Raw genomic sequence first — 13271 nt, 5'->3', positions numbered from 1 at the left:
GCTGAAACAAGAAAGGCCGGAGGTTCTCCTCCGGCCTTTTCTTTACGACGATGGTGCTTCGATTCTTCGGCAGGCTCAGGACTCAGCATGAGCGGTGTCGATAGAGGATAAGCGCCAGCCCCTCCCCGCTCGTCCTGAGCCTGTCGAAGGACGAGCGGCACGCACCCCCTCAGCGAACTTCCGCCGCCTTGGCCGGGGCGATGACGTCCACCTTCACCTTCTCCGGCGCGCTGGCCTTCACGAACAGCTGCCACGACGATACCGCCAGCACCGCCGCCAGCAGCGGCTGCAGCACCTTGTCCGGTGCGCGTGAGGACAGGTAGCTGCCCACCACCACGCCCGGGATCGAGCCGATCAGCAGGTTGGTCAGCAGAGTGCCGTTGACGTCGCCCATGATCCAGTGCCCGGTGCCCGCGATCAGCGTCAGCGGCACGGCATGGGCAATGTCCGATCCGACGATTCGCGCCACCGGCAGGCGGGGATAGAGCACGAAGAGCACGGTGACCCCGATCGCTCCCGCGCCCACCGAGGATACCGAAACGGCCACGCCGATCAGCGCACCCAGCGCGATCGTGCCGCCGAGTTCCACCATCGGCGAACGCTGTGCGGCCCCGTCATGGGCATGGCGGAACAACCACTTGCGCCCGATGACCGCAAGCGAAGTCAGCGCCAGAAGGCAGGCCAGCGAGACGAGGATGACGTGCTCCGTGGATTTGCCGACCGACCCCATCCGGGCCATGATCAGCAGCGTGACCAGCGCGGCGGGCACGCTGCCCATGGCCATGCGCCGCACGATCTTCCACTCCACGCTCTCGCGCGAGCCATGGACGGCCGAGCCGGCGATCTTGGTCACGGCGGCAAAGAGCAGGTCGGTGCCCACCGCCGTCTTGGCGCTGACGCCGAACAGCAACACCAGCAGCGGCGTCATCAGCGAGCCGCCGCCCACGCCGGTCAGCCCGACCAGCAGGCCGACGAGCAGCCCTGCGACGGCGTGGAAGAAATCGATCGAACCCGTCACGCCCATCGCGAAACCCGTATCCTTGCCTGGCTTATGTTGTCGGGCGCCGTTCCAGCCGGTTTGCCCGCTCAAGACAAGCGGAATTCGGGTTTCAGGGGGTGAAGAGGGACTTGTGTGCGCCCTTCCCTGGCCGTCATTGTTAGCGAAGCGACGCAATGACGAGGGTGTGGCGCCTTACTTGACGCTGGGCGGCGGCGGGGTTGCCCCCTCCTTGGCGTCCTGCTCTGCGGCCTGGCGCTTCTGCTGCTCGAAGTAGGCCTTTTCGGCTTCCTCGACCCGGGCCTGTTCGGCAGCGGCATCGGCATCGATGGTCGAGAGGCGCTTCTCGCGCTCAGCCTGGATCAGTTCTCCGAAGCGGACTTCGGAACCGTTTTCCTTTTCGGCATAAGCACTGTTGATCAGTTGCTGCGTGCAGCCCAGCCAGCCGCCCGAACCTGCGGGGGAACAGCTCTGCGTGCCAAAGCGGCCCACCGTCTCGTAAGCCTGCACCTTGTTGGCCCATGCCTCCGACTGGGGCTGGTCGATGCCGCGCAGCGGTGCGGGAATACGATAGCGCTCTTCCTCCGGCTTGCGGGCACAGACGGTGATCTCGCCCGAGGCCGATTCCGGGCACGGATCGTCACCGTAGACGATCAACTGGTTGACCTTCTCGCCGCCCGGATCGGTGAGCCCCGAATCCTGTGCGAATGCAGGTGCAGAGGCCATCGAAAGGGCGGCAACTGCGGCAGTGAGGAGAAGGCGGGTCATCGGTGGCTCCAGCAGGTATAGGCCCGGAGGCGTCATGATCGGGTCGCACCCGATATAGGCAGGCTGCGGGTTGAATGACAGCTTAAGAGCGTTTTCCAGTCAGGTGGAAACCTGACGACTCGGAAAAACGCGGCAAATACAACCGCACAACCCGCGAGAGGTCAGATCCGTTCCGACAGCTTGATGGCCACACGGCACCCCATGCGAATCGCGCGGAACAGCAGCGGATAGGCCGGGGCCTTCTCCGCGCCTGCCGCCAGCGCGGCGTCACGGTGCTCGCGCTCCTCGTCGCGGAACTTTTCGATCGCGGCGCCCAGTTCGGGGTCCTCGTCGCCAAGTTCCTCCAGCTGTTCGGTGTAGTGGCGGTCGATCTCGGTCTCGATCGCGGCGGTGCAGGCCATCGCCGCTTCCGGCCCGATCAGCGCCGTCGCCGCGCCCAGCGCAAAGCCCGCGACCGACCACACCGGCTGCAGCAGGGTGGGACGCACGCCTCGCTCGGCGATCATGGCGTCGAACCTGGCCTGATGCTCGGCTTCCTGCGCGGCCATGCCGGCCACCTCGGTCGAGTGCGGGGCGCGCGTGCCCATCACCGCGAGTTGTCCCGCATAGATCCGCGTCGCGCCGAATTCGCCCGCCTGATCGACCCGCAGCATGCGTTCGCTGCGTTTGCTCCCCGGCGTCTTCGTCATCGCGTTCATATCAAGCCTTTCGGTCGCTGCGGCCGATGAGGGCGAAGACCGCCAGCGCGCCCAGCGTCGAGAACAGGAAGTTGAAGCCCGCCAGCGAAATGCCGAACAGGCTCCACGGCGCCACGTCGCAGCGGATCACCGGCGCCTTCATGATCGCGTCAAGCGCGTCGCCGCCTGCCGCAAAGGGACTGGCGGTGCACGCGGTCACGCCTTCCCACCACTTGTATTCGACACCCGCGTGGAAGCCGCCGATCAGCCCGGACACCAGCACCGCCAGCGCCGCGACGGCCACCAGCGGGCGCACCGGTCGCCAGAAGAACGCCAGCAGCGCGAAGACGATGGCCAGCATGTGCGGATAGCGCTGCCACCAGCACATCTCGCAAGGGTTCAGCCCGAAGACGTACTGGCTCACCAGCGCCCCGCCGAGCGCGATGACGGGAATGCCAAGCGCCAGCATACGCGCGGCGCGCACGGACGGTGCGGCGGAAACGGCCATGCCCCTCGTGCTCCCGGCCGTCAGTTCTTGGAAACGGCGGCGAGCGCGGGCTTGCCCGCCGTGCGCTGCAGCGTGGAGATCGCGTAATGCAGCTGGAAGTCCTTGATGCCTTCCTTTTCCAGTTCCGCAGCCGTCACCTTGAAGCGCGGATCGTCCTGCTTGTCGGTCTCCAGATCCTTGTCCTTGAGCGCCGCCTCGTTGATGAGGTGGCCGCGCAGGTCGGATTCGCGCACCGCGCGCTCGGCGCGGGCACGGGCATCGGGGTCGGACAACTGCGGCACCTTGATGTCGGGAGCAATGCCGCCCTCCTGCACCGAGTGGCCCGAAGGCGTGTAGTACCGCGCGGTGGTGATCTTGATCGCGCTGTTCTGGTCGAGTGGCAGGAACGACTGGACCGAGCCCTTGCCGAAGGTCCGCTCGCCCATGATCACCGCGCGGTGCTGGTCCTGCAGTGCGCCCGCGACGATCTCCGAGGCTGAGGCCGAGCCCGCGTCCACCAGCACGACGACCGGCAGGCCCTTGGCGACGTCGCCCTTGAACACCGATTCGGCGCGGTAGAACTGGTTCTCGTTCGCATTGCGCCCGCGCTGCGAGACGATGTCGCCATGGTCGAGGAACAGGTCGGACAGCGCCACCGCCTCGTCCAGCGAACCGCCGGGGTTGGAGCGCAGGTCGAGCACCAGCCCGGTCAGCTTGCCGCCCTTCACCGCCGCCTGCTTCTTGAGGTCGGAGATGGCGTTGTTCACGTCGTTGCCGACATCGCGCGAGAACTCGTTCACCGAGATCACGCCGACGTTGTCCTTGAATTCCCAGGTCACCGGCTCAAGCTCGATCACGCCGCGCGTCACGGTGACGTCGAACGGCGCGTCGCGGCCGGGGCGGAAGATCGTCAGGCGGATCGAGGAGCCAGCCTCGCCGCGCATCTTCGATACCGCCTCGTCCAGATCGCGCTCGTAATAGAGCACGCCGTCGAGGTGGGTGATGTAGTCGCCCGCCTTGAGCCCCGCCTTCTCGGCCGGGCTGCCCTTGAACGGCGAGACGATCTTCACCGCACCGTCATCCTCGACCACCGAAAGGCCGAGGCCGGTATACTTGCCGTCGATCATCGTCTCCAGCCGCTGCAGCGACTGGCCGTCGAGGTAGTTCGAATGCGGGTCGAGGCTGGCCAGCATCCCGTCGATCGCGCCCTTGAGCAGCTTGTCGTCGCTCACCTGATCGACATAGTTGTCCTTCACGATCTGGTAGATCGTGAAGAGCTTGTCGAATTCGTGACTGGTGCGCGTGTCCACCGCCGCCAGGCCCGAGGTCGCGACGGGCAGCACGGCCACGGCGGAAACCAGCAGGGTTGCGCGCAGGAAGGCTGCGGGGCGGAACGAAGGGATCTTCATCGGGCGTGATGCCTCTTCAATGCGTCGGTCCGGCGCGAGGCGCCGGTGGAGGTTCGTGACCGTCATCCTATCGTCCGATGACGGTGAACGCCAGCGGAACGGCAGGATTTGCGTTCATATAGGAGGCATCGGGGGAATTGCCCGAACAATCCCTCACAACGCCCGGATATACTGCAGCGGATTGACCGGCGACCCGCCCTGCCGCAGTTCGACCATCACGCGCGGATCGCCCGGCCCGGTCACGCCGATCGGAGACCCCGCCACCACTTGCGCCCCCACCGCCACGTCCAGCCGGGCCAGACCCGTTATGAGCGACGTCCAGCCGCCCTCGTGCTCAATGATGACGATGCTCTGGAAACCGCGATAAGGCCCCGCGAAAGCCACCCGCCCCGGCGCCGGAGAGACCGCCTGCGCATGCGCGCGCGGGGCCATGACCAGCCCGTTCGACCGCGCCTGCCCCGGCGCATCCTCGCCGAAGCCGGTCACCAGCCGCCCGGTCACCGGCAGCATGTAGCTCGACAACCCCTCGGGCAGCGGCGTGAACTGCCCGGCGCCGATGACTTGCGCATCCTCCGGCCGGGCGGGCCGCATGATCGGCCCCGGCAGCGCAGCCAGTTCCGCGCGCAACGCGCCCTGACGGCCGACCTGCACCACCAGATCGCCAAGGTCGCGCGCCTTCTCCGCCAGCGCCAGCGCCCGCTCGCTCTCACGCGCGGCGATGCCGCTGGCCTCGCGCCCGGCGAGCCGCTGGCGCGATTCGATGGCGGCGAGTTGCCCGCGCCGCTCGCGCATCTGCGCCTGTGCCTGCGAGAGCCCGGCGGCGGCGGCCTTGGCCTGCTGCTCCAGCGCCCGCCCCCGCTCGATCGCCACGCGCAGCCCCGCCGTGCGCGCCTCCACCTCGGGCAGCATCGTGTCGAGCAGCGCCCGCATGTAGACCGCGTCCCGCACCGAACCCGGCCGCAACAGCGCGAGCAGAGGCGGCCGCCGCGACAGCCGCTGCAAGGATCCGGTGAGCCGCGCCAGAGGCCCCTGCTTCTGCGCCAGTTGCGCCCGCAAACCCTCGCGCTGCGAGGCGATCAGGCGGATCTGGGCCTGCTGCACGGCGATCTGCGCGTCGGTTTCCTGAATGCGCGCGGCAACGGCGGCAGCCTCTCGCGCGGTCGTCTCGGCCTGCTCGGTCACTTCCCGGGCGCGCGCCTCCAGCTTCTCCGCCCGCTTGCCTGCCGCCGCGCCCTCGCGCCGCGCAGCGATCATGTCCGCCCGCGCAGCCCGCGCATCCACCGCCGGGTCGAGCACCGCAAACCCGCCCTGCTGCGTCAGCGCCTGCGTGGCAAGCACGGCAGAGCCGAGTACGGCGATGGTCAGGAGAATGCGGTGGGCGGGCTTCACAATTCGTGATTAGGGCACGGGGAGTCAGCCGGAAAGAGAGGAAATGCACCCTTGATCCTCCCTGTCGCGCAGCGATGGGGAGGGGGACCGCCGACGAAGTCGGTGGTCGAGCGGATGGAAAACCCCTCCGTCAGCCCTACGGGCTGCCACCTCCCCATCGCTGCGCGACAGGGAGGATAAGAAGGCCGTCAACGCGGGTGCCGGGCTGCCAGTGCAATTCCGGCAAGGTTCTGCTCGCGCTTGATCCATCGTACGCGCGCAGGACGAACCTGTGCCGCCAGCGTCAGGAACCGCGCTACGTGCGGCTCTATGCTATGGCCGTCCTGCAAGGCCCGTTTTGCCTGCCGGATGATCTCGACCGCATCGCCGATCAGTTCGACATGGTCCAAACCCTGCTCCCGGCAGAGTTCGAGCGCATGAATCAGCGCCAGCCACTCAGCATCGCTATTCGTGCCGGAGCCGCAATCCTCGAAGATATGCGCCACGCCGCGCACCACCACGGCGACCTCGATAGGTCCGGGATTCGGGCGACACCCGCCGTCGAAGAAGACTTTCAGCCGCTTCATCAGCCCGAACGATGGTAGGGATGCCCCGCCAGGATCGCGGTGGCACGCCACAGCTGTTCGGCCAGCATCGCGCGGACCATCAGGTGCGGCCAGGTCATGCGGCCGAAGCACAGGAGGTGGTCGGCCTGCGCCCGCGCCTCGTCGCCGTGGCCGTCGGCGGCGCCGATCAGGAAGCGGCATTCGCGCACGCCCTCGTCGCGCCAGCGGCCGAGCAGCGCGGCGAATTCTTCCGAACTCATCAGCTTGCCCCGCTCGTCGAGCAGGACTTCGCGGACCGGGGTATGGACGGGAGGCGGCACCTTGCCGCCGACATCGGGCAGTTCGCTATGCCTGAACGGCCAGGTGATGCGCTTCGCGTAGCGATCCAGCATCTCGCCCTCGGGCGAGCGGGCGATCTTTCCGCGAGCGATGATGTGCAGCAGCATAAGCAAGCCGGAACGCGGGGACGGAGCAGGACCCCCGCGTGTTTCCTTTCGATTTTCCGGTCACCGTCGCGACCGGAGGATCATCCTCTAGGCAGCGATCAGGCTGCCCCGGACGGGCCGTCGAAGCCCCACATCCGCTCGAGATTGTAGAACGTGCGCACTTCGGGACGGAACAGGTGGACGACCACGCTGCCCGCATCGACGAGCACCCAGTCGGCCGCCGGAAGGCCCTCGATACGCGGATGACCAAAGCCGTTCTGCTTCAGTCGCTCGCCCAGTTTCTGCGCCATGGACGCAACCTGGCGGGTCGAACGGCCCGAAGCGATCACCATGAAGTCGGCGATGCTCGATTTGCCGTCGAGGTCGATCGTCACCAGTTCCTGCGCCTGATCGTCGTCCAGCGACGAAAGCACGAGGTTCAGCAACGGATCATCGCTTTCGATCGTGACCGGAAGCGGGGTGGCGCCGGTTGATTCCGGCTGTAGTTCTGCCTGTGGCATCTTGGTTGGGTTCTGCTCCTTTCAAAACCGACCGGGCAGGATGGAGGCCATCCTGCCGCGTTCGATCGTCTGCCGTGTAAGCCGGGTATGCGGGAAGAGGGCCTGAAAGCCGCTCATTCCGCCGTTCCGGAGATCAAGTGGAACGTGACTGCGTCACGCGAAGGTCTATCCGAAAACCTTCGTGCCCAGTCCGGATCGGCCTGGCGTATCGCCGTTGCCGACCGCGTATCGGGGTCGAATCGCAATGTCACCAGCGCGGGTGCGCTCCACTCTTCCGGACCGCGAAGACTGGTCAGGGGTCTCCGGTATTTCCCCAGCCAGGCCATCGCGGGGCTCGCGAGGGCAGCGCCATCATACCCCGGACGCGCGATTACCGCAATCGGCATGAGTCGGGCGAGTGTCCGCCAGTCCTTCCAGCGGTGCAACTGGGCGAGGTTGTCCGCCCCCATCAGCCACACGAAGCGCCGTTTCGGGTAGCGGCGAAGCAGTGCGCGGAGGGTGTCGACGGTGAAGCGGGTGCCCAGTTCGCGCTCGATCGCGGTGGGCCTGATTCTCGCCCCTCGCGCCTGCCTCTGAGCGGACTTCATCCGCGCGGGCAGCGGGGCCATCCCCGTCTTGGGCTTGAGCGGATTGCCCGGTGAGACAAGCCACCACACCTCGTCGAGCGCCAGCGCCTCGATGGTGAACAAGGTGACTCGCCGGTGGCCACCATGCGCCGGATTGAAGCTGCCGCCGAGCAGCCCGGTGACCGGGCCGGGGCGGGTTGTCGTCCGCCTCAGGGCCGCGCCTGCCCGGTTCCGCGCACCTGCCACTTGTAGGTCGTCAGGCCCTCCAGCGCGACAGGTCCGCGTGCGTGCAGGCGGCCGGTGGCGATACCGATCTCGGCGCCGAGGCCGAACTCGCCGCCATCGGCGAACTGGCTGGAGGCATTGACCATCACGATCGCACTGTCGACTTCGGCGAGGAAGCGCTCGGCCGATTCCGCGTCTTCGGTGACGATCGCATCGGTGTGGTGCGAGGAATGCGCGGCGATGTGCTCCAGCGCGGGCTCGATGCCATCGACCACCGCCACGGCCAGCACGGCGTCGAGGTATTCGGTATCCCAGTCCTCGTCGTTGGCGGGCAGCACGCGCGGGTCGAGCGCCTGCGCGCGCGCATCGCCGCGCAGTTCACAGCCCGCGTCGAGCAGGCCGGCGACGACCGATTCGCTCTCGGGGAACTGGGTGTCGAGCAGCAGCGTCTCCATCGCCCCGCAGATGCCGGTGCGGCGCATCTTGGCGTTGAGCGTCAGCTTGCGCGCCATTTCCGCATCGGCCGAGGCGTGGACATAGGTGTGGCAGATGCCGTCGAGGTGCGCGAGCACCGGCACCCGCGCATCGGCCTGCACCCGCGCGACGAGGCTCTTGCCTCCGCGCGGCACGATCATGTCGATGAGGCCCGCCGCCGTCAGCATCGCGCCGACCACCGCGCGGTCCTGCGTCGGGATCAGCTGGATCGCCGCTTCGGGCAGGCCCACGGTGGCGAGGCCCTTGGCGAAGGCGGCGCGGATCGCGTGGTTGGAATGGATCGCCTCGCTGCCGCCGCGCAGCAGCACCGCATTGCCCGAGCGCAGGCACAGCGCGGCAGCGTCGGCGGTGACGTTCGGGCGGCTTTCGTAGATGATGCCGATCAGGCCGATGGGGATGCGCACGCGCGACAGCTTGAGGCCGTTGGGGCGTTCGCTGGAAGCGATCACCTCGCCCACCGGGTCGGGCAGGGCAGCGACCTGATCGACCGCGTCGGCGATTCCCGCCAGCCGCGCGGAATCGAGCTTCAGGCGATCGAGCATCGCGCCCGAAAGCCCCTTGGCCTCGCCCGCCGCGATGTCCTTCGCGTTGGCTTCGAGAATTTCCCCTTCCGCCTCGCGCAGCGCCGTGGCGGCGGCGCGCAGGGCAGCAGCCTTATCGGCGTCGGTCAGCTTCGCCAGCACGCGCTGCGCGGCGCGGCCGTCGCGGGCCAGTTGCTCGACGAGCTGCTCAGGGGCCGCCTCGGGCGAGAGCGCTACGGGCTGTGCGGTCAGGGTGCTCTGCAAAGTCATGCGGGCGAACTACCATCGAAGCGTGCAGTTGTCACCGGATTGCGGCGGTCAAATCATCGTCGTGAAATCGATTCGCATGTCGTTTCACCGTCGCGAAAAGGTAAGGTTCCTCGGCTCACCGCTATCTGTTTTCGACTCGCCCCGATTCCGCAGAGGTTCGGGCCGAGCCGATTCGCTTTGGTAACTACCGCCTGCTACCGGCGCGGTCCGGGACTGAGACATAGATTTCAAGCGGGGTCGTTTTGCTTTCCAAGTCAACCGGGGCGTTCATCCAGCGCCTCAGGACGGCGTTCCCCGACCGCGAGTTCATCATGCGGTCGCAGGGACAGGTCCGTTTCATCCGCGTTTCCTCGCGGGCACAGAAGATCGCTGCGGGAGCGGCCGTCGGCGTGCTCGGCATGTGGGCCGCATCGGTGGGCGCTCTGGCGCTCTCGCAGGCATCCGTCGGCAGCGAAAGCGCCTCCCTCGCCGAGCGCGCGGCCAATGTCGCCAAGGCCGAGAAGAGCGTCGCGCAGTACCGCCGCAACGTCGATTCGGTCGTCGCTGACCTTCAGCAGCGCCAGGAATTCATCACCCAGGTGGTCGATGCCCATATCGACGATGTCCCTGAAGAGGCGGATGAGGGGCAACCTACGGCCCGAACCGAAGCGACCGCGAAGAAGGTCAGCGCCGCCGTTCCTGGCGTCGGCAACCTTGCCGACATCGAGGCGAAGCAGCTGGCGCTGGTCGATCGCCTCACCCGCTATGCCGACCAGCGTTCGGACGCCGCGATGGCTTCGATCCGCAAGCTGGGGCTCAATCCCAATGCGATGATTTCGCGCGCGCGCATGGCCGAGGGTGGCCCGCTGGTGAAGCTGGCGACCGGGGCCGACGGCAGCGTCGATCCGCGCTTCCTGACGATGGGCAAGAGCCTTGCCCGCATGGACGCGCTGGAGAACGGCCTCGCCTCGATCCCGCAGGTGAGTCCGGCGCACGTCGCCTACGTCTCGTCCAGCTACGGCTATCGTTCGGACCCGTTCACCGGCGGCGCGGCGTTCCATGCCGGGCTCGACTTTCCGGGACCGATGGGCTCGCCGATCTATGCCGCTGCCAAGGGGCGCGTCACCTTCGTCGGGCAGAAGTCCGGCTACGGCAACTGCATCGAGGTGACGCACGGCAACGGCTTGATGACCCGCTACGGCCACCTTTCCGGCTTCCGCACCCGTGTGGGTCAGGAAGTCGACGCCGGGGCGCTGATCGGTGCAATGGGCAGCACCGGGCGCTCGACCGGCCCGCATCTCCACTTCGAGGTTCGCGTGAACGACCGCCCGGTCAACCCGCGCCCGTTCCTCGAAGCGGCACGTCTTCAGGGGGCGAACAAGAGCAGCAACAGGGGCCAGGAGGAGAACCACTGACATGGCCAAGGCCTTCATAAGCTCGCGTGCGAGCATCAACAGTTCGAGCTTTTCGATGCTGGGCGGCGACACCGTCATCAGCGGAGACATTTCGGCAAGCGCCGACCTGCATGTGGACGGCAGCGTCAACGGCGACATTTCCTGCAAGGCCCTGATCCAGGGCGAAGGCAGCGAGATCACCGGCGCGGTCAGATCCGAATCAGTGCGCGTCGCGGGCCTCATAAGGGGTTCGGTGTCGGCGCGTGAGGTCGTGATCCTCAAGACCGCGCGGATCGAGGGCGACGTATCCTACGACACCCTGACCATCGAGCAGGGCGCGCGGCTCGAAGGGCGCCTGTCGCCGAACGGCGGGCAGATGCCCCCGGCGATCGCGCGGCTGCCCGCTTCGGCACCGCCGGTCGAGGTCGTCGCGGAGGAAGAGGACGAGGAGCTTTCGGCAGCGGCGGAGTGAGGGCTTCGGCAAGCTCAGCCGTGACCCTTCGACAAGCTCAGGGTGAGCGGAAGCAGTGTAAACCTCAAATCCCGCTCAGGCTGAGCTTGTCGAAGCCCCCCGAAAGCGGACACGAAAAAGGGACATGGGAGCCGATCCCATGTCCCCTTTTCGATTCAGCCCTCAGGCCGAAGCGAAGTTACTCGCCGCGGGCTTCGGCGGCTTCGGCAGCGCGCTTGGCTTCGAGCCAGGCGGCGACTTCGGCTTCCTGCGCGGCTTCCGACGCGGCCTGGGCCTGCGCCTGACGCTCTGCGCGCAGTTCGTCGATCAGGGCCTGGCGATCGTCGACCAGACGCTCATCGCCCTCGCCGGTGTCCTGAATGCCCGCCTTCTTCGCGGCCTTGGCGACGAGGGCGTCCAGCTCGCGCTGCGAGCACAGGCCCAGCGTGACCGGGTCCTTGGGGGTGATGTTGGCGATGTTCCAGTGCGAACGGTCGCGGATCGCCGCGATCGTGTTGCGCGTGGTGCCGATCAGCTTGCCGATCTGCGCGTCCGAAACCTCGGGGTGGTTGCGCAGGATCCAGGCGATGCCGTCCGGCTTGTCCTGACGCTTGGACACCGGGGTGTAGCGCGGGCCTTTCGTACGGTTCTGCGCGAGCGGCACCTTGTGCATACGCAGCTTGTAGTCGGGGTTGGCCTGCCCCTTCTCGATCTCTTCCATCGTCAGCTCGCCCGAGCGAACGGGGTCGCGGCCGGTATACTTGCTGGACGCCAGATCGTCGGCCATCGCCTGTACTTCGAGCATGTGAAGGCCGCAGAATTCTGCGATCTGCTCGAAAGTCAGCGCGGTCGTGTCGACCAGCCACGAGGCGGTCGCGTGCGGCATCAGCGGAGTGGGCTGGCTCATGTCTCTATCTCCGGCGGAAACAATAAGGGCCGCCCCTTCGCGGAGCGGCCTCACCGGGTCGATTTAGGGAATTTTTGCCGAAGGAGCAAGCAAAAGGGGCCGAAAATTGCGTCATTCCGTCGATGCGTTTCACGTGGAACGCGCATTTCGTCACGATTTGACGGCACTCAAAGGCACTCAAGGGTGCCACAAGCGCACCTTCACACCTCCAGCACGATCTTCCCGACGTGATCTCCGGCCTCCATCCGCGCATGAGCGACGGCGGCATCGGCGAGCGGGAAGCGCGCGTCCATCACCGGGCGCAGCAGGCCCTCCTCGACCAGAGGCCAGGCGCATTCGAGAATCTCCTGCGCGACCGCCTCCTTGAACGCATCGGAGCGCGGCCGCAGCGTCGAGCCGGTCAGCGTGTAGCGCCGGGTCATGACCACTGCCATGTTGATCTCCGCCTTCGTCCCGCCCTGCACCGCGATGGTGACGTGGCGGCCGTCCGGCGCAAGGCACTTGAGGTTGCGCGCGACATAGCTGCCCGCGACCATGTCGAGCACCACGTCGACACCGCGCCCGCCGGTGATCCGCGCGACTTCCTCGACGAAGTCGGTCGCCTTGTAGTCGATCGCGTGATGGGCGCCGATCTCCAGCGCCGCCGCGCACTTCTCGGCCGAGCCGCAAGTGACGATCACCGTCAGCCCGAAATGGCGCCCCAGCATCGCCGCCATCGTGCCGATGCCGCTGGTGCCGCCATGGACGAGCAGCCGTTCGCCTTCACGCGCGCAGCCGCGCTCGAAGACGTTGTGCCACACGGTGAACAGGGTTTCCGGCAGCGCCGCCGCTTCGGCGAGGGACAGACCCTCGGGCACCGGCAGGCAGTGTCCGGCCCTGGCGATGCAGTATTGCGCATATCCGCCGCCCGAAACGAGCGCGCAGACCTCCTGCCCCGGAAGGAGCCGGCTCACCCCCTCGCCCAGCGCGGCAACGGTGCCCGAAATCTCCAGCCCGGGGATCGGCGAGGCGCCCGGCGGCGGCGGGTAATTGCCCATGCGCTGCACCACATCGGGGCGATTGACGCCCGCGAAGGCGACCTTGACCAGCACTTCGCCGGGACCCGGCCGGGGCACCGGGACCGTTTCAGGTCGCAGGACTTCGGGGCCGCCGGGTGCATCGTAACCAACGGCGGTCATTGTGACAGGAAGGTCAGCTAACATGAACCTCCCTGTGCCACAGGATGCGGGGGGTGGGGAACTCCCT

The 13271-nt window shown here is 67.3% G+C and carries 15 protein-coding genes; 2 read left to right on the top strand and 13 right to left on the bottom strand.

From position 1 onward, the window contains the following. Window positions 1-169: 169 nt before the first annotated feature. The 11 genes from ACODRZ_RS04365 to ACODRZ_RS04315 all read right to left on the bottom strand — a co-directional run bounded on the left by ACODRZ_RS04365 (window position 170) and on the right by ACODRZ_RS04315 (window position 9295). Complete coding sequence (locus ACODRZ_RS04365) at window positions 170-1024, bottom strand: sulfite exporter TauE/SafE family protein (protein WP_488969635.1); 855 nt, start codon at window positions 1022-1024, stop codon at window positions 170-172. Between the two features lie 168 nt (window positions 1025-1192). Then, window positions 1193-1765, bottom strand: coding sequence for a hypothetical protein (locus tag ACODRZ_RS04360; protein ID WP_488969634.1), 573 nt, complete (start codon window positions 1763-1765; stop codon window positions 1193-1195). 161 nt (window positions 1766-1926) lie between these two features. Further along, entirely contained in the window at window positions 1927-2463 is a 537-nt protein-coding gene (locus ACODRZ_RS04355) for a demethoxyubiquinone hydroxylase family protein (protein ID WP_488969633.1), read from the bottom strand. 1 nt (window position 2464) lies between these two features. Next, complete coding sequence (locus ACODRZ_RS04350) at window positions 2465-2950, bottom strand: disulfide bond formation protein B (protein WP_488969632.1); 486 nt, start codon at window positions 2948-2950, stop codon at window positions 2465-2467. A 20-nt stretch (window positions 2951-2970) separates the two neighbouring features. Next, entirely contained in the window at window positions 2971-4338 is a 1368-nt protein-coding gene (locus tag ACODRZ_RS04345) for a S41 family peptidase (RefSeq protein WP_488969631.1), read from the bottom strand. A gap of 153 nt (window positions 4339-4491) precedes the next feature. After that, a complete protein-coding gene (locus ACODRZ_RS04340; RefSeq protein ID WP_488969630.1) occupies window positions 4492-5727 on the bottom strand; it encodes a murein hydrolase activator EnvC family protein in 1236 nt (411 codons plus the stop codon). Window positions 5728-5915: 188 nt separating this feature from the next. Next, the gene (locus tag ACODRZ_RS04335; protein WP_488969629.1) at window positions 5916-6293 is read right to left on the bottom strand and encodes a ribonuclease HI; all 378 of its coding nucleotides are present in this window, start codon (window positions 6291-6293) and stop codon (window positions 5916-5918) included. Continuing rightward, the gene (locus tag ACODRZ_RS04330; RefSeq protein ID WP_330702993.1) at window positions 6293-6718 is read right to left on the bottom strand and encodes a 23S rRNA (pseudouridine(1915)-N(3))-methyltransferase RlmH; all 426 of its coding nucleotides are present in this window, start codon (window positions 6716-6718) and stop codon (window positions 6293-6295) included. Before ACODRZ_RS04330 ends, ACODRZ_RS04335 begins: the two co-directional genes overlap by 1 nt. Before the next feature lie 98 nt (window positions 6719-6816). After that, window positions 6817-7218 carry a ribosome silencing factor gene (gene rsfS, locus ACODRZ_RS04325; protein ID WP_008831383.1) on the bottom strand — a complete coding sequence of 134 codons (402 nt, stop codon included), beginning with the start codon at window positions 7216-7218 and terminating at the stop codon, window positions 6817-6819. 113 nt (window positions 7219-7331) lie between these two features. Further along, entirely contained in the window at window positions 7332-8030 is a 699-nt protein-coding gene (locus tag ACODRZ_RS04320; RefSeq protein WP_488969628.1) for a nicotinate-nucleotide adenylyltransferase, read from the bottom strand. Further along, window positions 7994-9295, bottom strand: a complete 1302-nt coding sequence (locus tag ACODRZ_RS04315) for a glutamate-5-semialdehyde dehydrogenase (RefSeq protein ID WP_488969627.1) — start codon at window positions 9293-9295, stop codon at window positions 7994-7996. Before ACODRZ_RS04315 ends, ACODRZ_RS04320 begins: the two co-directional genes overlap by 37 nt. A gap of 242 nt (window positions 9296-9537) precedes the next feature. Between ACODRZ_RS04315 and ACODRZ_RS04310 the strand changes: the two genes are divergently transcribed. Next, window positions 9538-10689, top strand: coding sequence for a M23 family metallopeptidase (locus ACODRZ_RS04310; protein WP_488969626.1), 1152 nt, complete (start codon window positions 9538-9540; stop codon window positions 10687-10689). 1 nt (window position 10690) lies between these two features. Beyond that, window positions 10691-11140 carry a bactofilin family protein gene (locus ACODRZ_RS04305; protein WP_488969625.1) on the top strand — a complete coding sequence of 150 codons (450 nt, stop codon included), beginning with the start codon at window positions 10691-10693 and terminating at the stop codon, window positions 11138-11140. A gap of 178 nt (window positions 11141-11318) precedes the next feature. Here ACODRZ_RS04305 and ACODRZ_RS04300 read toward each other — a convergent pair whose 3' ends face one another. Together ACODRZ_RS04300 and ACODRZ_RS04295 are read right to left on the bottom strand one after the other, a co-directional pair. After that, window positions 11319-12026 carry a DUF1013 domain-containing protein gene (locus ACODRZ_RS04300; protein ID WP_488969624.1) on the bottom strand — a complete coding sequence of 236 codons (708 nt, stop codon included), beginning with the start codon at window positions 12024-12026 and terminating at the stop codon, window positions 11319-11321. A gap of 200 nt (window positions 12027-12226) precedes the next feature. Further along, a complete protein-coding gene (locus tag ACODRZ_RS04295) occupies window positions 12227-13228 on the bottom strand; it encodes an NAD(P)H-quinone oxidoreductase (RefSeq protein ID WP_488969623.1) in 1002 nt (333 codons plus the stop codon). Window positions 13229-13271: the final 43 nt, after the last annotated feature.

Source organism: Novosphingobium sp. FG90, assembly GCF_057808725.1.
Note: the sequence above shows the minus strand (reverse complement) of the source record. Positions and strands in the feature narration are given on the sequence as shown.